At 40.8% G+C, this 21,230-nt stretch carries 20 protein-coding genes; 18 read left to right on the top strand and 2 right to left on the bottom strand.

All coding sequences use genetic code 11. The features are described from left to right. The first annotated feature begins 28 nt into the window (after nucleotides 1–28). The 14 genes from ACIQXH_RS04890 (at nucleotide 29) to ACIQXH_RS04825 (ending at nucleotide 17,878) form a co-directional block, all read left to right on the top strand. Nucleotides 29–190, top strand: a complete 162-nt coding sequence (locus ACIQXH_RS04890) for a YvrJ family protein (RefSeq protein ID WP_402873704.1) — start codon at nucleotides 29–31, stop codon at nucleotides 188–190. A 193-nt stretch (nucleotides 191–383) separates the two neighbouring features. Continuing rightward, entirely contained in the window at nucleotides 384–2,276 is a 1,893-nt protein-coding gene (locus ACIQXH_RS04885; protein WP_402958008.1) for a sigma 54-interacting transcriptional regulator, read from the top strand. Nucleotides 2,277–2,466: 190 nt separating this feature from the next. Beyond that, complete coding sequence (locus tag ACIQXH_RS04880) at nucleotides 2,467–3,228, top strand: enoyl-CoA hydratase/isomerase family protein (RefSeq protein WP_403122357.1); 762 nt, start codon at nucleotides 2,467–2,469, stop codon at nucleotides 3,226–3,228. 30 nt (nucleotides 3,229–3,258) lie between these two features. Then, complete coding sequence (locus ACIQXH_RS04875) at nucleotides 3,259–4,254, top strand: TAXI family TRAP transporter solute-binding subunit (RefSeq protein ID WP_403122354.1); 996 nt, start codon at nucleotides 3,259–3,261, stop codon at nucleotides 4,252–4,254. Between the two features lie 19 nt (nucleotides 4,255–4,273). After that, nucleotides 4,274–6,169 carry a TRAP transporter permease gene (locus ACIQXH_RS04870; protein ID WP_403122351.1) on the top strand — a complete coding sequence of 632 codons (1,896 nt, stop codon included), beginning with the start codon at nucleotides 4,274–4,276 and terminating at the stop codon, nucleotides 6,167–6,169. A gap of 82 nt (nucleotides 6,170–6,251) precedes the next feature. After that, nucleotides 6,252–7,421 (top strand): MFS transporter, encoded by a 1,170-nt coding sequence (locus ACIQXH_RS04865; protein WP_403122348.1) that lies wholly within the window; start codon nucleotides 6,252–6,254, stop codon nucleotides 7,419–7,421. Then, entirely contained in the window at nucleotides 7,411–8,769 is a 1,359-nt protein-coding gene (locus ACIQXH_RS04860; protein WP_403122345.1) for an MmgE/PrpD family protein, read from the top strand. The genes ACIQXH_RS04865 and ACIQXH_RS04860 overlap by 11 nt, the downstream gene beginning before the upstream one ends. A 12-nt stretch (nucleotides 8,770–8,781) precedes the next feature. Continuing rightward, nucleotides 8,782–9,561 (top strand): enoyl-CoA hydratase/isomerase family protein, encoded by a 780-nt coding sequence (locus ACIQXH_RS04855; RefSeq protein ID WP_403122342.1) that lies wholly within the window; start codon nucleotides 8,782–8,784, stop codon nucleotides 9,559–9,561. Nucleotides 9,562–9,744: 183 nt separating this feature from the next. Beyond that, a complete protein-coding gene (locus ACIQXH_RS04850) occupies nucleotides 9,745–10,920 on the top strand; it encodes an acyl-CoA dehydrogenase family protein (protein WP_403122337.1) in 1,176 nt (391 codons plus the stop codon). Next, nucleotides 10,917–13,025, top strand: a complete 2,109-nt coding sequence (locus ACIQXH_RS04845; RefSeq protein WP_403122334.1) for an acetate--CoA ligase family protein — start codon at nucleotides 10,917–10,919, stop codon at nucleotides 13,023–13,025. The genes ACIQXH_RS04850 and ACIQXH_RS04845 overlap by 4 nt, the downstream gene beginning before the upstream one ends. A 20-nt stretch (nucleotides 13,026–13,045) precedes the next feature. Further along, nucleotides 13,046–13,909 (top strand): 3-hydroxyacyl-CoA dehydrogenase family protein, encoded by an 864-nt coding sequence (locus tag ACIQXH_RS04840; protein ID WP_403122332.1) that lies wholly within the window; start codon nucleotides 13,046–13,048, stop codon nucleotides 13,907–13,909. Next, a complete protein-coding gene (locus ACIQXH_RS04835; RefSeq protein WP_403122330.1) occupies nucleotides 13,906–15,096 on the top strand; it encodes a thiolase family protein in 1,191 nt (396 codons plus the stop codon). The genes ACIQXH_RS04840 and ACIQXH_RS04835 overlap by 4 nt, the downstream gene beginning before the upstream one ends. 94 nt (nucleotides 15,097–15,190) lie before the next feature. Next, nucleotides 15,191–15,718, top strand: coding sequence for a GNAT family N-acetyltransferase (locus ACIQXH_RS04830; RefSeq protein WP_402957985.1), 528 nt, complete (start codon nucleotides 15,191–15,193; stop codon nucleotides 15,716–15,718). Nucleotides 15,719–16,234: 516 nt separating this feature from the next. Beyond that, nucleotides 16,235–17,878, top strand: coding sequence for an AMP-binding protein (locus ACIQXH_RS04825; protein WP_403122623.1), 1,644 nt, complete (start codon nucleotides 16,235–16,237; stop codon nucleotides 17,876–17,878). Between the two features lie 196 nt (nucleotides 17,879–18,074). On the opposite strand, the gene ACIQXH_RS04820 is transcribed toward ACIQXH_RS04825, so the two are convergent. Further along, complete coding sequence (locus tag ACIQXH_RS04820; RefSeq protein WP_403122328.1) at nucleotides 18,075–18,713, bottom strand: O-methyltransferase; 639 nt, start codon at nucleotides 18,711–18,713, stop codon at nucleotides 18,075–18,077. A gap of 3 nt (nucleotides 18,714–18,716) precedes the next feature. Further along, nucleotides 18,717–19,067, bottom strand: a complete 351-nt coding sequence (locus ACIQXH_RS04815; protein WP_403122325.1) for a hypothetical protein — start codon at nucleotides 19,065–19,067, stop codon at nucleotides 18,717–18,719. A 189-nt stretch (nucleotides 19,068–19,256) separates the two neighbouring features. On the opposite strand from ACIQXH_RS04815, the gene ACIQXH_RS04810 reads away from it, so the two are divergent. The 4 genes from ACIQXH_RS04810 (at nucleotide 19,257) to ACIQXH_RS04795 (ending at nucleotide 20,588) form a co-directional block, all read left to right on the top strand. After that, on the top strand, nucleotides 19,257–19,466 hold the full coding sequence (locus ACIQXH_RS04810) for a DUF4083 family protein (RefSeq protein WP_403122322.1): 210 nt from the start codon (nucleotides 19,257–19,259) through the stop codon (nucleotides 19,464–19,466). Between the two features lie 36 nt (nucleotides 19,467–19,502). Continuing rightward, nucleotides 19,503–19,868 carry a hypothetical protein gene (locus ACIQXH_RS04805; RefSeq protein WP_403122320.1) on the top strand — a complete coding sequence of 122 codons (366 nt, stop codon included), beginning with the start codon at nucleotides 19,503–19,505 and terminating at the stop codon, nucleotides 19,866–19,868. Nucleotides 19,869–19,880: 12 nt separating this feature from the next. Continuing rightward, the gene (locus ACIQXH_RS04800; RefSeq protein WP_403122317.1) at nucleotides 19,881–20,105 is read left to right on the top strand and encodes a hypothetical protein; all 225 of its coding nucleotides are present in this window, start codon (nucleotides 19,881–19,883) and stop codon (nucleotides 20,103–20,105) included. 294 nt (nucleotides 20,106–20,399) lie between these two features. Then, nucleotides 20,400–20,588: an IDEAL domain-containing protein gene (locus tag ACIQXH_RS04795; RefSeq protein ID WP_402873721.1), complete on the top strand. Its 189-nt coding sequence runs from the start codon at nucleotides 20,400–20,402 to the stop codon at nucleotides 20,586–20,588. Nucleotides 20,589–21,230 lie beyond the last annotated feature (642 nt).

Here is a 21,230-nt window from a genome sequence, read left to right as displayed (position 1 = left end):
TAAAACTACTCAAGGCAGGTGAATAAAAGTGGACCAAATCCTACCGTTTGTCAGCGATATCGGGTTTCCCATCATTGTAACCTTGTACTTGCTTCACCGGATCGAAACAAAGCTGGATACATTGAACGAAACCATTGTCGAGCTGCCAGAACGCTTGCGAGAAGGATTCCAAAGTCAATTCAAAGGATGAAGGGAAACACCGTGGATGATTGCATTCACGGTGTTTTTATTATGCAATTCGGGTTAATCGATTGGATACGTGCTACTTTATAACTGTTTATTGATAACTTTTTTGTTTATTTTTCCCGTTTAGGTTTTATTATGCTAGCAATCCATTTACAATTAAAAAAAGAAATTTTTGAATTTTTTGTGAGGTGAACGGTTTGGGACATAAAATGATTATGACTGCTGGCTACCCTGAAATGGCTATACTGATTCGAGAACTTGCAGATGAATTAAGGCTGGATATAACCATTGTGGAAGGAATTTTAGATGAAGCGGCACAGGAAGTAAAACGATTGGTGCAAACTGATACATATGAAGTAGTCATTAGTCGGGCGGGCACAGCGGCGAAAGTAAGGGAAGTAATCGACCTTCCCATTGTATATTCAGATTCGGAGCATCTCGATTTACTTCAAGGATTTATCGAAGCAAAGAAGCTGGGGGATAGAATTTGTTTCATTACTTTTCCAGAGGAAGGATTTTTATTTAACTTTGAAGAAGTGACTAAGATTCTAGGTTTCGAGGTCTCTTTTTATCCTTATCATTCAGATCGTCAATTGATCGAACAAATAAAACAAGCGAAAGAGGATGGAATGGATGTGATTGTAGGAGGTGGCGTGCGGTCAGCCAATATTGCATCGAGCTATGGGATGAAAAGTATGTACTTGCCGCCCAACCCCCGTACTATTAGACGGGCATTGGTTCTAGCCGATCAAGTAGCAAGGGATCGCGTCATGATCAAGGAAGAGGCAGAACGGTTAAATGCTGTAATCAATGTTTCGGAAGAAGGCATCATTTTTTTGAATGAGGAAGGCATCATTGAGTCGATGAACGCTGCGGCTGAAAAGATTTTCAATGTGAGCAGGACAGACTATATAGGGAAAAGTAAGGAACAAATTTCATTGGTGGAGTTAAAGAATATTTTATTGAAAAGCAGTAAACACATTGAGGGTGGGAACTTTACGTTAGGAACCCTTAATGTATCATACAGTCCTGTGATTGTCGGGTATACGAAGATTGGAACCTTTGTGAATTGCAGAGAGGTTAGTAAAATTCAAAAGTTAGAACAGAAAATCCGACGGGATTTACATGTAAAGGGTCATACAGCCAAATTCACATTTGATGAAATCATTCATGAAGATCCAATGATGGAGGAAGTCATTGACTTGGCAAAGGAGTATGCAAAGACGGAGTCCACCGTTCTTATAATAGGAGAGAGTGGAACCGGAAAGGAACTTTTTGCACAAAGTATACATAACGAAAGTAGCCGAAACAAAGGTCCTTTTGTCGCCATAAATTGTGCAGCCTTGCCTGAAAATTTATTAGAGAGTGAATTATTTGGCTACACGGAAGGGGCATTCACTGGTGCAAGTAAGGGTGGCCGTCAAGGTGTATTTGAATTAGCACATGAGGGCACGATCTTTCTAGATGAGATTGGGGAAATCCCGACGCATATCCAAACCAGGTTATTACGTGTCCTTCAGGAGAAAGAGGTTATGAGACTTGGTGGAGAAGGGGTCATTCCGATTGATATTCGAGTGATTGCAGCCACGAACAAAAACCTATGGGAAATGGTGGATAAAGGCGAGTTTCGATTAGATCTCTATTTTAGGCTTAGCATATTACATTTAGACGTCCCACCCCTTAGAGAACGGGGATTAGATATCCCATTACTTGTGGATCAACATTTTCAAAAGCTAAATCAATCGATTCGATTTTCTGATTTATCCATACCTATCCAATATTTCTTCAAGAATTATAGTTGGCCAGGAAATGTACGGCAACTCGAAAATGTCGTAGAGCGGTATATCCTCTATTCGAAAAATGTAAAAAAAGAAAAATATTTCATAGAAGATATTTTGAAAGAGATGGGTGAGGGACAGAAACTGGAATCCCAGGGAGATGAACTAATCGTTCGAGCAGGAACGTTAGATGAAATTAATAAGCAAGTGATAATGAAAATGTTAGAAGAACATAACGATAATAAAAAGGTTGTAGCCGAATTATTAGGGATTAGCCGAACAACATTGTGGAAGAGAATATCGGAAATATAAAAAATCAAAGTGGGTTCCTTCCGCTTTGTATTTTTTTGGAGTAATCTTACGCGTATGTTTACGAAATGAACGTTTTTATAGGAGTGTTTAAATAATGAACAGGTTCGTCGGCAATTTGTTAGAATTTAAGCCATTTTATATTTGGCATGGATTTTGCTTATTAAGTTAATAGGAAGGGGGAGATTACAAGTTGCAAAGTAGTATTAGCGCCGTATCATATGGACAAATCCGTGTCATTACATTAAATGAGCCGACTAAAATGAATGCGCTATCATATGAGCTGAAGCAGGAATTACTTTCAGAGTTACAATCCTTGCAATTCAATCAAGATATAAAAGTCATTATCCTGACCGGTTCAGGCAAGGCGTTTTGTGCAGGTGGTGATGTGAAAGCCATGCAAGAGCCTTATGATGCTGAAAGTATTCGAAGAAATATGGAACTCTCTAAACATATCATTATGCTCATCCGTAATTGCGAGAAGCTTGTCATTAGCATGGTGAATGGGGTAGCCGCCGGAGCGGGAATGAGCCTAGCGTTAGCAACGGACTTATCAATAGCGGAGAAGAATGCGAAATTCATATTGGCCTTTAAGAATTTAGGTCTTATTCCAGATTTAGGGTTACATTATTATCTACCGAACATTATTGGAGAGAAGAAAGCAAAAAAGTGGTTCATGGATGGTGCGAGCCTAACGGCTATGGAGGCATTAGGAGAAGGACTCATCAATGAAGTTGTAGAAGAAGGAGCGGGAATGGAGTACGCAATAGAAATGGCGCAACAATTAATTGAAGGTCCCGTTGATTCTTTTATCCTATCAAAATCATTAATCAACCAACAAAGTAATGACCAAATCGAAAAAATCATGACACTCGAAAATATGCATCAAACACTTTTGCGTGGGAATGATGACCACTTGAAGCGACTACAAACTTTCTTTGCTCAGCGGAATTAAGGAAGAGAACTATAAGGGAGGGATTCATATATGAGGATTCGAAGGTATTCGCGTTTCGTTTGGATGTTCCTGGTTGTCATCATTTTATCAGCTTGTAACGTTTCTGCAAGTAATGGGGTGGTCAAAAAAAATGAAGATGGGGATTACAAAGTAACGATGACAACAGCCGGTACAAGTGGTTCATTCTATGCAATTGGAGCCGCCATCTCACAAAATTTAAACAATAATGCAAAGGGGATTTTCATTACGAATCAGGCTTCCGGTGGTTCTGTTGAAAACGTTCGATTATTGGACCGCAATGAGGTGAATTTCGCGCTTGTAGGTGGGGATAGTGCTTTAGCTGCTTATAATGGAACACATGAATTCGAAGGAAATGCCCGTTCGGACGTATTACGCGGTGTAATAAGCCTGTACGAGCAGCCCCTTACATTGGTTGTTTTAAAGGATTCCAATATTAAATCATTTAATGATCTGAAAGGAAAACGTGTGGCTGTGGGTGCGCCTGGTAGTGGTTCGGAACTGAAAAGTAAAGAGGTTCTGGAAGTTTTGGGGTTGCCTTATGACGAGGGAGTCAAACAAAAGTATCTGTCCTTTGCAGATGCCATTGAAGGAATGAGAGATAACCAAATAGATGCGACATTTGTTTGGGCAGGAGCGCCAGCGTCAGCCGTTCAAGAGCTGGGGAGTACACGGGATATAGATATTGTTGGCTTCACAGAAGAAGAAAGTGAAAAGATATATGAAGAAAATCCATCCATTTTTCCTTATGTATTGCCAGGTGGTACGTATAAAGAGGTAGAAAATGATGTACAGACTTTGGCCATCAATACCCAGATTGTTACACGTAATGATATACCAGATGAAGCAGTGTATAACTTTGTAAAAGGATTCTTTGAAAATATAGAAGAAATCCAGCTTGCACATAGCTCTATGAAAGAAGTAAGTATGGAAAGTGCCGTGCAAAACGTCATTGAGATGCATCCAGGTGCGAAACAATATTTTGAAGAAAGTGGAGCTATAAAGTAATTAAAAAGGGGGAAAAAATATGGAGCATGAACCTCAAAAACCACAACACCATTTAGTGAAGAAAATTATTTTCATCACGGCCATTGTCTTATCGATTTTCCAGTTGTATACGGGAGGGTTCGGTTTACTAACGCCCATGTTACAACGAAGTCTCCACCTATACTTAATTCTAATATTAGTATTTTTAATGTACCCCATTAAACTATCAAAATCTTGGCGGATACTCGATTTTATTGCCGTTGCGTTATCGGTTAGTTCAGGGATTTATATATTCTCTACATATGAAACGCTTTTGTTTCGTGTAGGTGCGCCAAATGCATTAGATGTTTTCTTTGGTGCGGTGACTATCATTTTAGTACTTGAAGCAACTCGACGTGTGGCTGGGTTAATTTTAGCGTTAATCGGCACAGCCTTCATTTTCTATTCATATTTTGGTTCGTTTTTCCCGAGTGTTTTTGAGTCTTCGAACATGTCGACCAATCGATTCATGTCATTAATATTCCTTTCAAGTGAAGGATTATGGGGAAGCACTTTAGGGATTGCGGCAACATTTATTGCCCTCTTCATCATTTTCGGTGCGTTCTTGAATGCAACGGGTGCTGGTAAGGTATTTATCGATTTGGCTTACTTTTTCGGGGGGCGTTATCGTGGGGGCCCAGCAAAAGTAGCGGTTGTATCGAGTGCATTAATGGGGACGGTTTCAGGGAGTCCAGTAGCCAACGTGTCATCGACAGGACAATTCACCATCCCGTTAATGAAAAAAATTGGTTATAAACCAAAAGTAGCTGCTTCAATAGAGGCAGTAGCTTCAACAGGTGGTTCAATGATGCCGCCAATCATGGGCGCTGGCGCCTTCGTTATGGCGGAAATGACTGGGATTCCGTATTCTGAGATCATCATTGCTGCCATCATACCGGCCCTCTTGTATTATTTATCCATTTACTTCTATGTGGATTTGGAAGCTGCCAAGGAAAACTTACGAGGACTCTCGAAAGCTGATTTACCTAACTTGAAAGAAACATTCCTAGCAGGATTCCATCTGTATATTGGTTTAGGTTTCCTTATATACATGCTTGTATTTGTTCAAGCCTCACCGATGTTTTCGGCATTCTGGTCAATTATCGCGCTAGTCGTGTCATATATCGTATTCTATTTCAAAAAAGTGAAATGGAATTTCTTCATAGATGCATTAATTGATGGGGCAAAAGGGATGGTTCTAACAACCGTTGCCTGTGCCACAGCAGGTATCGTCGTTGGGGTCGTTAACTTAACAGGTGTAGGTGTAACACTGACTACACTAATGGTGAACGTAGGTAATACTTCAATTATCTTAACGCTGGTTGTAACGATGGTAGCATGTATCATCATGGGAATGGGGCTTCCCCCGACAGCAGCATACATTCTACTTGGTGTGTTAACGGCACCAGCACTAATCAATTTGGGAATCGAACCAATATTCGCCCATATGTTTGTATTCTACTTCTCTTGTCTAGCACCAATCACACCGCCAGTAGCCCTGGCATCCTTCACAGCGGCGGGAATCGCCAAAAGTCATCCACTGAAAACGAGTATAACTTCTGCCAAGATTGGACTTGTTGCATTCTTAATTCCCTACATGTTCATATACGGTCCGGAATTGTTAGCGCAAGGGAAAGTATCGGCCATAATGTGGACCATATTAATGGCCTGTATAGGCGTTTTCGTATTAGCGATGGCCATGGTTGGCTGGTTGAAGCGAAAACTATTCTGGTATGAACGGGTATTGGCTTTTATCACAGCCGTATTACTGATATCGGCAGGAATGCTTACGGATATCATTGGCCTAGGTCTCCTTGTTGGTTTGTTAGCCCTTATTTACACGACAAGGAATATTCCGGTCGATGCTGTTGATACAAACTTGGAATTAACAAAATAAATAGATTTTATTAAAGGGTGTGAGTGAATATGAAAGTATTTACTCCTCTTTTTTTAAATGACGTTAAGTTTGGATGATGTGTATGAAGCTTTATTCTTTATATATCGCAGCTATTTTTGTATTCATCGCAGTTTTTGGAATACGTCCATTAACCTCTTTATATGCGAGCTCTTTAGATGCGACGATGTTCCAGATCAGTTTAATCACGATGTGTTATTCGGTTGGCCCTTTATTGATAGCCATTAAGATTGGAAGATTCATTGATCAATACGGAGAAAAAATACCCATTTTGATAGGGGCTTTAGGGATTGGCATCTCAGCATGGTTACCCGTTTTATTTCAAAGCATCGGTATGCTCTTTGTATCTCAGTTCTTATTAGGGACCAGTCAGATCTTAACGATTGTTGCCTTGCAAAATGGGGTGGCCAGTGCCGTTCCAAGCAGGAATCGTGATAGGGCAGTCGGGACCTTTAGTTTATTTACTTCGACAGGCATGTTCATTGGTCCATTTGTCGGTGGATTCACTACAGATTATTTTGGCTATCTAATGGCCTTTATCGTGCTTGCCTGTGCACCGATTGTTAGTTTTATAGCGACATTAGGCATTCAAACGACGAAAAAGAAAGAAACAAAGAAAGCTAAAGACAACAATCTGGGCGTGACACAACTTATTGGTCAAGTCCACTTGAGAAAAACGATTATCGCTGGAATGCTGGTGCTCTCGGCCTTGGATTTGTTTTATGTGTACTTTCCTTTATATGCAGAAAGTATAGGGTTCACAGCTTCCCGGATTGGCATTTTACTATCAGTAATGGCTGGTGCTAATATGCTTGCAAGGATTTTTATAGGAAAGCTCATCACTTTATTTGGGCGCGTTAAAACGTTATGGCTTTTTATGCTCATTGGGGCAGTTGGGTATGCGTGTGTGACGTTTACGAGTAGTTTTGCCGCCTTATTTCTTATCGTCTTTATTATAGGAGCTGGTTTAGGTGTGACACAGCCACTGACGATCATACTCACGTATAATTTAGCGCCAGTAAACCAGACGGGAGAAGTGTTGGGTATTCGGTTGGCGGCTAATCGTTTATCACAAACAATACTCCCCTTTCTTTTCGCTAACTTAAGCACATTAATCGGTCTTGGGTCGATTTTTATTTTTAAGGCACTCTTATTAGGAATCGGTTGCCTATCGGCCAAGGGTATTCAGGAAAAACAAGCTACAATCGAAAAGGAGGTACAAGATGTCAAATAGTATAGTCGGAACACCTGTACAAGTTACACATGAATTTGCAAAGTTCATTCATGGTTTTCATCCAGTCCAACTAGACCAAACGGTAAAAAAACAAGTGCATCATATTTTAACGGATTATTTTTGCGCAGCCATAACGGGATCTCAAACAGAAACAAGTAAGAGGGTATTACATTATTTAATAGAAAGCGAAGGGACGGGGACAAGTAACGTCATTGGTTCAAAGCATAGGCTTTCCCCAGCAAATGCCGCTTTTATCAATGGAACGAGTGCACATTGCTTGGACTTTGATGATGGCCATACACAAGGGTCGGTTCATCCCGCTGCACCCATCATCCCGGCCGTACTGGCGATTGCGGAAAGCCTACAGTCAGAAAAGGATGAACTAATAAAAGCCATTGTCATTGGTTATGAAGTTTGTTTGAGAATTTCCGCCGCGATACACCCCAATTCTCGTAAACGGGGTTTTCATAATACGCCGATTACCGGAATTTTTGGCGCAACGGCTGCTGTATGCTATTTGCATAAAATGGACGTGGAGGAGATCCAAAATGCTTTCGGAATCGCTGGTAGCTTTGCGGGTGGCCTCTTTGCTTTTTTAGGAACGGGTTCTGAAGTGAAACGGATCCACCCAGGGCAAGCAGCAAGAGATGGTATACACGCAGCCTTATTAAGTCTTCATGGTCTAACAGGTCCAACCAATGTTTTGGAAGGGACCAACGGATTCTTTGAAGCATTCGCCGGGGACATAAATAATGAACGGTTATTTGCAAATCTAGGAACCCAATATGAAATTTTCAATATTTATTTCAAGCCATATCCATGTTGTCGGCACTTACATGTGGCGATTGATGTGATAAATGAAATGAAGAAAATATTTTCAATCGATGTTCAAGAAATTCGAGCCATTAAAGTCGGGGTAAATGAAATTGCCGCGATGCACCATCATAAAGAATGCACGAATCTATTGGATGCACAAATGAGCATGCCCTATGCAGTTGCTTTGGCTTGTCTACATGATGAATTGCATGTGGATTTATTCCAACCATCCCATGCACCTGAAGAGGTTTGGGAATTAGCGAAAAAAATTGATGTGTACGTGGATGAAAAGGCAAATGAGCTGTATCCAGAGTATCGCGCAGCAAAAGTAGATATGGTGATGAATAATGGAGAGGAATGGAGTCACTTTATCGATAATCCGTTAGGTGAACCTTCCAAACCATTAACTACAGAACAACTCCAAACGAAATTCACGTCCAATTGTAACCCGATTATAGGTGTGAAACCGAGCCAAGTTTTCTTAAAGGGACTTAGTAGTGAAAAAAACACGGATGTTTTTTATCAAATTTAGGGGGCTACAAGGATGAGTGAATTCAAATATTTAGACGTGTATAAAGATGGCGCACTAGGAATTATTAAAGTAAACCGGTTAGAGGTCCATAATGCGCTTAATAAAGAAACCATCCAAGAACTTTCCGCTTCCATAGATAAATGGGTAAATCACGATGGAGTCCAAGTCATTTTAATGACGGGAGCCGGAAGTAAATCATTTATTTCCGGTGCTGATATTAACCAGCTGACCGTGAAAACACTTATTCAAGGTTTAGAGGCTGACTTGTCCGTGTTATGTGAGAAAATCGAGAATTGTGAAAAGGTAACGATTGCCGCCATCAATGGGTATGCATTTGGTGGGGGATTTGAAGTAGCGTTAGCCTGTGATATCCGAATTGCTTCTGCGAATGCAAAGTTTTGCTTTCCAGAATTAAACTTATCCATCATTCCAGGTGGAGGGGGAACTCAAAGATTATCCCGTTTGATTAACAAAGGGGTCGCGCTGGACCTCATTTTAACGGGGGATGTGATGACAGCGGAACGAGCTGAAAGGCTAGGAGTCGTTTCGGCGGTCGTACCCCAAGAAGAACTATGGGAAGCAGTCATTACGAAAGCACAAAAAATCATTACCAAAGGGCCCATCGCTTGCCGGCTAGCTAAGTTAGTCGTGAAAGAGGGAGCTGAGATAAATTTATCGTCGGCACTAGTATTAGAAAAGTTAGCCCAATCTCTTTTGTTTGGGACAAAAGATAAACAAGAAGGTACACAAGCATTTATTGAAAAAAGAAAACCTATTTTCGCAGGAAAGTGAAACGTTTAGTTTATGAACGAAATTGTTCATAAACTAAACGTTTTTTATTTATGGGTGTATAAAAAGGCAATGAAGTAAAGGATTCCCTATGTTTTTTAAGTTGGCATCAAAATTGCTTATATATAAAGGGAGTGGATTAAACTATTTAATTCCAACTATAAAACTAATAAAGGGGTGCTAGATATGGATTTTACATTATCAAAAGAACAGGAAGATTTAAAAAAGTGGGCGAAGAATTTAGCAAAAGAAAAATTCTCGGAAAAAGCATACACATGGATAAAAAACGGTGAGGTGCCATGGGAGAATGCACGGATTCTTGCAGAACACGGTTTGATGGGCATGACACTACCGGAAGAAGACGGCGGTCAAGGAATGACGTTAATGGAAGCCATTATCGTCATGGAAGAAATCGCAAAAGTTTGCCCGAATACAGCTGATATGTTCCAGGTGGGGAATTTTGGGGCGATTCGCCAATTGTCTGCCTATGGTTCACCAAAATTGAAGGCCCGTACTCTCCCGGGGATCTTAGCGGGTGAACAGTTGATCTCTGTTGCCATGAGTGAGCCCAATGCAGGTTCAGCTACAACCGACTTGGAAACACGAGCACGTATTGTGGGAGATAAAGTCATCGTAAATGGTTCGAAAGTATTCAATACACATGGTCCTCATAATCAATATTACGTAGTCTGGGTCCGTTTCGGTGATGATGTTCGTAGCTCGGGAGCCATCTTGATTGAACGTGGCTTACCAGGATTCACACTAGGAAAAACGGAAACACATATGTCAGGTGAGGAACATTGTGCGTTATTCTTCGAAGATTGTGAAGTACCGATTGAAAATATCCTGGTTCCGGATAATGGGTTCAAAAAGTTATTTACCATGTTTAACATCGAACGTATGGGTAATACTTCACGCTCATTAGCTTTAGCACAAGCTGCTTTTGATATGGCAGTTGAACATGCAAAGGAACGTGAACAGTTCGGGCGTCCACTAGCTGAGTTCCAAGGCATTCAGTGGAAGGTGGCCGAAATGAAAATGAAATTGGAAGCTGGTCGCCTCTTGTTATATAAAGCGGCAACGAATGCAGATAAAGGAGCTCCAAGCCCATTAGAGGCTTCAATGGCAAAGTGTTATATCAATACAACCGCATTTGAGGTGGCAAATGAAGCAGTACAGATCTTTGGTGGATATGGCTACTCAACGGATTATCCATTGGAATATATTTTCCGTCGCGTTCGTGGTTGGATGATTGCAGGTGGTACACCAGAAATGCTGAAAAATAAAATTGCTGAGGAAGTATTTGAACTGCGCTTTAGCCAACGTAAAAAAAAGCCTGAGATTGAGAAGGTGGTTAAATGACTTTGACAGAACAAATGGTGGAGGAGAAGACATTTCTAACGGAATATGAAGGGGCGAAATTATTAAAAAAGTTTAAATTACCTGTTGCCCCTGCTGAATTGGCGAAAACACGCGAAGAGGCAGTGATTTTTGCTGATAAGATTGGCTATCCACTTGTGTTAAAGGGTATGTCCCCGCAAATTACGCATAAAACGGAAGCCGGTATTGTCAAAGTGAATATTCAAGATGAGCAGCAACTTTTAGAAGCCTATGAAGCTATTACTAATAATGCCATCGCCTATGATGCTTCGGCGAAATTAGAGGGCGTCTTAATTCAAAAAATGTCCCAAAAGGGGTTAGAACTTATCTTAGGAATCAAAAGGGACCCCGTGTTCGGACATCTTTTGGTTCTGGGGATGGGTGGTACATTCGTAGAAATTTTGAAGGACTTTTCCATGCGCATTATGCCCGTAAGCAAGCAGGATGTTCTAAGCATGGTAGATGAGTTGAAAAGTGCCGAACTAGTAAAGGGATACCGCGATCAAGCCGGAATCGATATGAGTCTACTTGTGGACATTTGCCAGAAGCTTAATGAACTTGTAACCCTCCATCCTGAAATTATGGAGTTAGACTTGAATCCTGTTATCTTCTCTGCAGAAGGTCCACTCATCTGTGATGTGCGCATTTTAAATGAGCCGGTCATTGAACTTGAAGGGGAGCGCCGGAGTTTAGAAAACCTAGATAAACTATTACATCCCTCATCAATAGCCATTGTAGGCGCATCGTCTAATGAAAAGAAGAATGGTGGCCGCCTAGTTAAGTATTTGGTGGAAAATCAGTTTAAAGGGAAAGTGTTTCCAATCAACCCTAAGGCAGATGAAATTTTCGGTCATCGCGTATATCCTTCTTTAACCCATGTAACTGAGCCAATTGATGTGGCTTGTATTATTGTGGCAGCACAGAGTGTCCCTGGCGTCATGCGTGAATGCCAACAAAAAGGGATTAAAAATGTCATTATCTATTCATCGGGTTTTGCTGAAACCGGAGCAAAAGGGGCCCTTTTACAACAAGAAATATTAAGTATCGCTAAAGAAGCGGGGATTCGGATCGTCGGTCCAAATGTAATCGGTGTTGCCAGCCCAAATGACAATGTGTATATGGCATTCGGTTCAGCTTTAACAACGAAAGAAAAAGTGGCCGGCGGGATCGGATTCATTTCCCAAAGTGGAGCGATGGGTAGTGCTTTACTCAGTCGTGCTTGGGAAAATAAAGTGGGCTTTAGCCGATGGGTAACAGTGGCAAATGAAGTCGATCTCACAACATCCGATTTTATTGAAACCTTTGCTGAAGATTCACAAACGAAAGTTATCTCGGCCTTCATGGAAGGTTTAAAAGATGCAAAGGCATTTGAACGTGCGACCCAAAAAGCGTTAGATGCGAAAAAGCCAGTCCTTGTCTATAAAACAGGACGTTCTGAAGTAGGAAAGCGGGCCGTTCAATCACATACGGGTTCCATCGCCGGTGATGAGGCGGTATATTCGGCGGCCTTTAGAAAATATAATGTATTACCCGTGGAACAAATCGAGGACTTAATTGAAGTTGCTGCGATATTTGAAAAACAACCACTGCCTAAAGGCAACCGCATTGGGATTGTTACAGCTTCTGGTGGTGCTTGTAGTGTAATTGCCGATTTATGCACAGCGAATGGACTTGAGGTACCTGAACTTACAGAAACTGCCGAGAAGATCAAGCAATACATTCCTGTATTTGGCGCAGCGAATAATCCCGTTGACGTAACGGCGGAGATAATCGGAAACCCTGATATGTTTAAGAAAGTATTAACAGCCGTTGTGGAAGATTCACAAATCGATGGTGTGCTCGTTATGCTAACATCGAATGCCGACCCGGGAGCACTTGTCATTGCCGAGGCCATTTATGAAGTCTTCCAATCGCACCAAAAACCGATAATCGTTGGGCGCTTAGGGGCAACTGCGATCGCACCAAAAGCAGTATCTTTCTATCAGGAAAAACAATTCTTCGTCTATCCAAACCCAGAAAAGATTGTTAAAGCCATGAAGTATTTGGTGGACTATGAACGGATTCTACGGATGAATGGGAGTCTATGAGAGAGAAGGGTGAGAGGGAAATGGAACAAATAGCCGTCGTCGGAAGTGGATTGATGGGTAGGGGAATTGCATTAACCGCTGCTCAAAACGGATTCACTGTACAACTTAATGATGTGGATGAAGATACCTTACAAAGAGCGCAAGCGTTTATTGAAGAAGAACTGGAGAAGGCTGTTGAAAGGCAGATCATCACTTTGGATCAAAAGCAGCAGGCAATTGCACGGATTTTCTATGAAACGTCACTTGAAAAAGCGGCTTCGAACGTTCAATTAGTGATTGAAGCCGTACCGGAAATCATGAAGTTGAAAATTGAAATTTTTAAAAAGTTAGATGAATATTGTTTACCACACACGATTTTAGCTACGAATACTTCAACAATGAGTCCTACAGAAATAGCGGCCCAAACGAATCGGCCTGAACAATGCATTGCGATGCATTTCTTTAATCCACCTCATAAGATGAAGCTTATTGAAATTGTCCGGGGATTACAAACAAGTGATGATACGATGGCATTTGCAAAAGCCGTTGGGGAAAAGATGAATAAACAAACGGTTGAAGTCAATGAGTTCCCAGGCTTTGTAACAAGCCGTATGAACTGTTTAATTGGAAATGAAGCGATGACCATGCTAATGGAAGGTGTCGCTTCTGCACATGACATTGATCAAGCGTTAAAACTGGGACTCAATCATCCAATGGGACCATTGGAATTAGCAGACTTGGTAGGTTTGGATACGCGTTTAAAGAATATGGAGTATTTATATCAAACATTGGGTGAAAAATATCGGCCTTGTCCCTTATTAAGTAAATATGTAAAGGCCGGTCGTTTTGGTAGGAAATCAGGTAGCGGTTTTTATGAATATGATGAAAAGGGGTGTAAGAAGTGAGAAATGTTGTAATTGTAGATGCAGTCCGGACCCCCATTGCCACAATGGGGGGAACACTAAAAGAGGTGGAAGTCGATTTCTTGGCGGCTTCCGTGATCGATGCCATTGTTAAGCGATCCAATCTAGATGCGAGTCTTGTTGATGAAGTCATATTAGGTCAGGCAAAACAAAGTGCCGACTCCCCAAACCTTGCGCGTCTTGCTGCATTACGCGCGGGTCTTCCAGTAGAAGTGGCCGGATACACAGTACATAGGCAATGTGGTTCAGGATTACAATCGATCGTAAATGCCGTTCAACAAATTCAGTGTGGGCAAAGCGACATCATCATTGCAGGTGGGGCAGAAAGCATGAGTACAGCACCCTATTACATGAGAGGTATTCGTTATGGACTTGGTGCAAATAACGGGCAATTGCTTGATCCGAATACAGAAAGCCAACCCCGTTCACAACCAGAGGATCAATATGGCAAATTTACAATGGGACTCACAGCCGAAAACTTGGTGGAGCAGTATGGGATTTCAAGAGACAAGCAAGATTCATTTGCTTTTCGCAGTCAGTCACTTGCTTTAAAGGCGATTGAAGAAAACCGCTTTGCAGATGAAATTATCCCGTATAAAGTGAAGACTAGAAAAGGAACGGTGATATTCGACAAAGATGAATATCCGAGACAAACGACTCCCGAAAAGTTAGCCGAATTAAAGCCTGTATTTAAAAAAGGAGGAAGCGTCACAGCAGGTAATAGTAGTGGTCGCAATGATGGTGCATCAGCCGTGTTGCTGATGTCTGAGGAAAAAGCTTTGAAGCTGGGCCTTAAACCACGCGCACGCATTATTGGACATGCAGCAGTAGGCGTATCCCCAGAAGTCATGGGGATTGGACCAGTACCTGCCACGAAAAAAGCATTACAAGTTGCGAAAATTTCAATGGAAGACCTGGATTTAATCGAATTAAATGAAGCATTCGCTGCCCAGGCCCTTGCGGTGATTAAGGAGTGGAACGTGGGACTGGACAAAATCAATGTGAACGGAGGAGCCATTGCATTGGGGCACCCACTTGGGGCAACAGGTGCGATTTTACTAACTAAGATTCTCTATGAACTAGAACGTCGTAATGGTCGATATGGGTTAGTCACCCTATGTATAGGTGGAGGTATGGGTATTTCAGCCGTTATTGAAACAATGAAATAGACCAAAAAATAATGGACGGTTGCCCCGCTCCTATTAATGTAGGGATTGATCTCATAGTATAATCTACTTAATTGATAGAAGGGTGGCGGCATAAATGGATATATTCATAGAGGAGTTACAAGATTCAGATATGGAAGAGTTGTTAGCATTCGAACTGGAAAACAGAGCTTTTTTTGAAGAAATGGTCCCGTCTCGTGGAGATGACTATTATACCCCTGCTCATTTCAATGAAAGCCATAAAGCATTACTCGATGAACAAACACGAGGAGCTTCCATTTTCTATTTAATCAAGGATAACCACCATTCCATTTTAGGAAGAATAAATGTGGTAGATATCGAAGAAAACCAAAGAATAGGGCATCTTGGTTATCGAGTGGGTCAAATATACACTGGAAGAGGGATTGCCAATAGGGCTCTGCAATTATTACTAAAGAAAATCGTCAATAAAGATATCAAACAAATCCATGCAAAGACGACCACTACTAATATTCCCTCCCAAAGAGTTTTGGAGAAAAACGGCTTCAAGAAAGTGGCTACCAGTGAAGAAGGCTTCGAAATGAATGGACAGAATCTCCATTTTGTTTATTATACGTTGACTACCATGTTATCCGGTACAAACTGATGTATTCTATGGTGGAATTACTGTATCAATTTTCCAAATGAATAATTTTGAAGGGAATTTACAATGAATAAGTTTTTGAAAAGTGTTTTTCAGACTATAAACAAACAGGATCAATTTATGAGGGCATCCTTCTATATTATAGGAGGTTTCTTAATTATATTGGTTGGTTACGGATTTGGTCGTTTGGTTGGGTTAGTCACCTTTTAAAGGTCAGGATTACTTCTAACAAGTTGGAACAAAAATAAGCATTTGGTGGAAGCGCCCGCCAAATGCTATTTTTATACTCTGTTCAAGTTACTGAGGAATTTTTTTTACAGGGGGACTATCCTAGATTTTAAAGATAAGATGAAATATAATTGATATTAGAATATTCTAAAAATTATTCCCTTCGATTCCACATCATGACGCTTCTCTACATCTCATCCGTTTGTTCCTCAACTAGGTCCATTGCAAAAATATGATAACGCTTCCAACCATTTGTGATTCTTTTAATAGGAGGAATGGATCGTGAAATCAATGACTAAGAAAAGCTGGCCAAAAGGTGTTTTGGAAACCTTGCATTACCGCTTAGGGGAAAAGCCGCTTCATGAGTACTTGATGGATAATGCGAAGGAACGTCCGAAGGAAACGGCGTATGTGTACTATGGGAACAATCTGACTTGGAGCCAGCTTCAGGATGACACGGGGAGGCTTGCCCAGTTTCTCAAAGACCAAGGTGTGGGTAAGGGTGACCGGATCGCTTTGTTCATGCAGAATTGTCCGCAATACCTCATTGGACATTACGCCATCCAAATGCTTGGTGCTATAGTGGTTCCCTTGAATCCGATGTATAAAGAAGCGGAACTGGAATATTTGATCAATGAGGCGGATATAAAGGCCGTGATTGCCGGCCAGGAGTTATATCCAACTATGGAAGCGGTGAAAGGCAAGGCAAAATCTTTACAATTTATCATCACCACCCATTACGCTGACTTTCTTTCGGAATCTCCCACTTTGCCGTTGCCAGTCGAGTTTTTGGCGGAGAAAGTGACAATGGAACGAACGTTTGATCTTCTTGAAATTCTCTATACGAATGAGGTTCTAAAAGAAGTGGAAGAAGTGAATATATGGGAAGATGTGGCCTTGATGGTCTTCACTTCGGGTACGACGGGGAGGCCGAAAGCGGCGATGCTTACATATGGGAACGCGTTGTTCAAAACGGCAGCGACTGCTCAGAGTTCTTTCATCACGCACAGCGACAAAACGCTGGCAGGCGCTCCATTTTGCCATATTGCCGGGATGGTGATGGGCGTCAATATTCCTGTATACAGTGCCTGCATGTGTGTGGCATTGACAAGGTTTGAGGCAGAGGCCGCAATCAGCGCAATTGAAACGTATAAAGTGAATAAATTATATACCATCGCCCCTATGAATGTAGCAATCTTGAATACTCACGGTATCGAAGGAAGAGACTTAACTTCACTTGAATTGAATTTCGCGACTAGTTTTGGCATTCCGGTCGATGAAAAGCTTGCAAAGGCATGGGGGGAATTGATCGATGGTTGTCTTTTGTATGAAGCCTCGTATGGGTTAAGTGAAACGCATACATGTGATACATTCATGCCGATTGATAAAATCAAGTTTGGTACTTGTGGCATTCCTACATTTGATACCGAGATATGCATCGTGGACCTTGAAACAGGAGAAGACTTACGGCCGGGTAAACGAGGGGAAATCGTGTTGAAGAATCCAGGCGTATTCAAAGGATATTTGAATAGGCCAGAGGCGACAGCCGAGACATTAAAAAATGGCTGGGTCTATACAGGTGACATTGGAATGCTGGATGAGGAAGGCTATCTGCATTTCCTCGGCCGTATGAAAGAGATGATCAAATCCTCCGGATACAGCATTTTTCCGGAAGATGTGGAAGTCTTGATGAAAGACCATGAAGCGATTTTACAAGTTGCCGCAGTGGGTGTGCCAGATACGAACAGGGGCGAAAGCGTGAAGGCCTTCATCGTATTGAAACCGGAGTACAAAGGGGAAATCAGTGAGGAGGAAATCATCGATTGGTCAAGAAACAGGATGGCGTCCTATAAATATCCCCGCTACGTTGAATTCCGGGACAGCTTGCCAACAACCAGTTCAGGCAAGGTATTACGTAGATTATTAAAAGAGTGATAGAAAGCCGATAGCGGCAAGTGGCTATCGGCTTTGTTTTGTAGGCGAAGGTCGAATTATGGATGGTGAGCGTCGAATTATTTCAGTGAATGTTGAATTAATGAGTGGGAGCGTCGAATAAATGGCAAGGAGTCACGAATTACGAAGAACGTGAACGATTAAAAGCAGAGGACCCCATTCAAAATGGGGTCACAATTCATTTCTTTACTTGCGAGATCGTCATACCATCACCGATTGGAATCAGAAGGGATTCTAATTGTGGATGATTGGCCACGGTTATATTGAATCTCTTCATGACTTCCGTATAGCGTTTAGGTATCACTTCCGAATCTACTACACTACCATTGGCCAGGACATTATCCGTAATGATTAGAGCACCCGGCTCCGCAAGTTCGATGCAAAGCCTCAAATAATTCTCATAGTTTTCCTTATCAGCATCGATAAAGAAAAAATCGAAGCGCTTATTTTCCTCTACTAGCTTTTCAAGGCTTTGCAAAGCTGGTCCGGTCATATAGGACACTTGATCAGCGAATCCTGCTTTGGCTAGGTTGCTGTTTGCCAGCTTTGCATAACTTTCCTCTAATTCGAGGGAGGTTAATCTTCCTTCTTTACCGAACCCTCTAGCAAGGCAAATCCCGCTATAGCCGCCAAGCGCTCCAATTTCTAGAATACTTTTTGCTCCTGAAATGGATACCAGCATGGTAAGAAGTTTTCCGGAGGAAGGAGATACGGAGATGGGGCGCATGCCGTTCTCCTCAATGGAAGATAAGACATCCTCCAAAAGGGTATTTTGTTGATAAAATACGGAATCGATATACGTGTTCAATTGCTTCATGAATTACACTCCTTCTTCAGTATTTTTTGTGGTCTTTTCTGTAGCTTCCTTTTCATTGGGTGCGTCCGTTGCTTCGTTCTCTTGTATTTCAAATAATTGTGTGAATTCGTTGATGACCATATCTATGGCTTTCAATTCACCGACTAAGATGGGTTGAATGGATTGAAACTCAGGTTTATCTAACTGTTGTTGAATCGTTGACCGTTTAAGATTCATTCGATTCAAAAAAGCGATGGCCCGGCCTCGGCGAAAGGTTTTTGCTCCACGTCGATGTGTACCATCATTTCCTTTGTGTCGTCCACCACGACGATGGCCTTCTTCGTTCTGCATGTCCTTAAATGTCTCATCTCTCATATTCATATCACCTTTCTTTGTATACATTTGTATACATATTAGTTATGGTTTTTAATTGTATACAGATGTATGCAAAATGTCAATTTTATAATAAAATTGATGATATATCCAATAAATTCCTATGAGCAAAATCAAGTGTGAATTTTCCATTTATTGATATAAAACGGATGGTGGAAGGAGCTGTTTTTAATGAGTAATATTGGGGTACCAGGAATCATTTTGATGATCATCGTATTTGTACTTATCGCTTTATTCTTCGTCTCATTTTTTGCGTTTATCAGTAAGCTACTTAAGAATTCAGACAAGAATCGTAATCAACCAGATATAGATAGTAGGCTCACACGGATTGAAGATGAACTCCGGTCCATTAATAAGAAAATGGATCACCGGGATAGTTGATTGAAAGAGGGTGCAACCGAAATAGCGGGGGGCAAAATGAAGATATTACAAATAATCATGCTTATTATTTTTACCCCAGTCATTGTGCTGGATTATTTCCCAAATCTATCGCTGGTACGGGTGATTCCAGATGGTATTTTACTATGGCTGATTTTAGTCATATATGTGATCAGTTTTTCATTTAAGAGATTCAGTGATGGGAATCTTAGGGAATGGCTCCAGTGGCAAGTGCTTTCCCTCTTTTATTTACTCTCATTACTAGCTTTGCTGACCATTCTCGGAGGCCAATCGACTGCGGGAATTGCATTTGATAGTCCTTTCCTATGGCTGATTCTATTGATGTCGTGTTTGGATATCTATTCCCGGTGGAAGAAATTGAAACAGGAACAAGCTGCTCATTAGAGGAGGATTAGAATGATAAGTGCATCGACTTGGTTTAATCCTTACGTCTTAGAAGTGCTTATCCTCCCGACTGCTTTTGTAATAGGAACAGGATCAGCGTTGGTTACAAAGAAGTTTATAGTAGGACCCATCATTCATGTAATCATCACAGTGCTTTTCTATTTGATTTCACTTGTTTTCATGAAGAGGATTATCATTATAATAGGATTGATTTTGAATGGGTACTTATTGACTTAATCTTTGTAGGAATTACAGGCTTGCTATCTTGGGGGTTACTGAAAGTCAGAAGGAAATAGCTCATATCATAAAATCTTACTCTTCCTATTTAATAATAGAAGGGTAGGATTTTTTTATTTTCATGTATAGAAAAGTCCCATCCAGTTAATCATGAGAGTAAGAGAAGGGAGAGGGGAACGGTTCACAAAAGAAGATATCTTACTACTAATGTATATTTTTAAGAAAACATAAAGAATGATACTAATTTTCAAGTTGTCCAATATAATAGAAAAAAGGTGAAGGAGTTGGTTTCGAATGGAGAAGCAATTGCCTATAACACCACTAGAACCTGAGATGATGGAAACGTTGGCAGAAATGGTACTTATCAAGGCCCTCAGTGATTACCGGAAAACTCAAATCGAAAAAGAAATCGATCATTCGTTGGAAACCCGTGATAAGCAGGAATTTATAAGATTAACCAATGAATTGAAGAGTCTCTGTTAGAGTGGCCTTATGAATCAGGCTTTTTAATATCTGTATATAACGAAGGACCAATCTTCTATTGAAATTGGTCCTTTGTTTTTCTTTATTCTAATTGTCCCTGATAGGAAATCTGTTATGCATAGCTAAAATCACATTCTGATAAGCTATAGAAAAATAACCTTCAACATCCCATAAATAGCATAATAAATCATAAGGGAAGCAAGTAACTGGAAAATAAGGGCGATTAGAAACAAAAACTTTCGAACAAACCAACTATATTTGCTAAGCCTTAGATAAATGTAGTAACCGGAACCAACGAGAAGGAACATGAATAAGTTTATAAATTTTTGATAAGGGCTACTAGGTTTTTCATAGATGGTTAAAGCGTAAAAGCTGGTCATCGTTCCTTCTAATAAAAAATACAGAAGCCATAGGTAAGTTGTATTGTTAGATATCCTGCTAATAAATTTCTTATCTCTTCTATAATGCTGTATGCCATTCTCATCTTCTCCCTAACATGAACGGTACTTATAAAAATATAACTTTCAAAACCCCATAAATAACGTAATAAATAATAACAGAAGCAATTGCCTGTAGAAACAGGGCAATCAGGAATAAAAATTTTCGAACAAGCCAACTGTAATTTCTAAGTTTAAGATAAAT

Origin of the sequence: Peribacillus sp. NPDC097225, assembly GCF_044761955.1 — a bacterium.
GTDB lineage: Bacteria > Bacillota > Bacilli > Bacillales > DSM-1321 > Peribacillus.
This window is presented reverse-complemented; position numbering and strand designations above follow the sequence as displayed.

Bases quoted from the DNA above. Each gene is read 5' to 3' on its own strand.
- ACIQXH_RS04870 (WP_403122351.1), top strand. From the start codon at position 4,274: ATGGAGCATGAACCTCAAAAACCACAACACCATTTAGTGAAGAAAATT.
- ACIQXH_RS04845 (WP_403122334.1), top strand. From the start codon at position 10,917: ATGACTTTGACAGAACAAATGGTGGAGGAGAAGACATTTCTAACGGAA.
- ACIQXH_RS04850 (WP_403122337.1), top strand. From the start codon at position 9,745: ATGGATTTTACATTATCAAAAGAACAGGAAGATTTAAAAAAGTGGGCG.
- ACIQXH_RS04805 (WP_403122320.1), top strand. From the start codon at position 19,503: ATGAAGATATTACAAATAATCATGCTTATTATTTTTACCCCAGTCATT.
- ACIQXH_RS04830 (WP_402957985.1), top strand. From the start codon at position 15,191: ATGGATATATTCATAGAGGAGTTACAAGATTCAGATATGGAAGAGTTG.
- ACIQXH_RS04875 (WP_403122354.1), top strand. From the start codon at position 3,259: ATGAGGATTCGAAGGTATTCGCGTTTCGTTTGGATGTTCCTGGTTGTC.
- ACIQXH_RS04800 (WP_403122317.1), top strand. From the start codon at position 19,881: ATGATAAGTGCATCGACTTGGTTTAATCCTTACGTCTTAGAAGTGCTT.
- ACIQXH_RS04795 (WP_402873721.1), top strand. From the start codon at position 20,400: ATGGAGAAGCAATTGCCTATAACACCACTAGAACCTGAGATGATGGAA.
- ACIQXH_RS04815 (WP_403122325.1), bottom strand. From the start codon at position 19,067: ATGAGAGATGAGACATTTAAGGACATGCAGAACGAAGAAGGCCATCGT.
- ACIQXH_RS04820 (WP_403122328.1), bottom strand. From the start codon at position 18,713: ATGAAGCAATTGAACACGTATATCGATTCCGTATTTTATCAACAAAAT.
- ACIQXH_RS04810 (WP_403122322.1), top strand. From the start codon at position 19,257: ATGAGTAATATTGGGGTACCAGGAATCATTTTGATGATCATCGTATTT.
- ACIQXH_RS04860 (WP_403122345.1), top strand. From the start codon at position 7,411: ATGTCAAATAGTATAGTCGGAACACCTGTACAAGTTACACATGAATTT.
- ACIQXH_RS04855 (WP_403122342.1), top strand. From the start codon at position 8,782: ATGAGTGAATTCAAATATTTAGACGTGTATAAAGATGGCGCACTAGGA.
- ACIQXH_RS04865 (WP_403122348.1), top strand. From the start codon at position 6,252: ATGAAGCTTTATTCTTTATATATCGCAGCTATTTTTGTATTCATCGCA.
- ACIQXH_RS04825 (WP_403122623.1), top strand. From the start codon at position 16,235: ATGACTAAGAAAAGCTGGCCAAAAGGTGTTTTGGAAACCTTGCATTAC.
- ACIQXH_RS04840 (WP_403122332.1), top strand. From the start codon at position 13,046: ATGGAACAAATAGCCGTCGTCGGAAGTGGATTGATGGGTAGGGGAATT.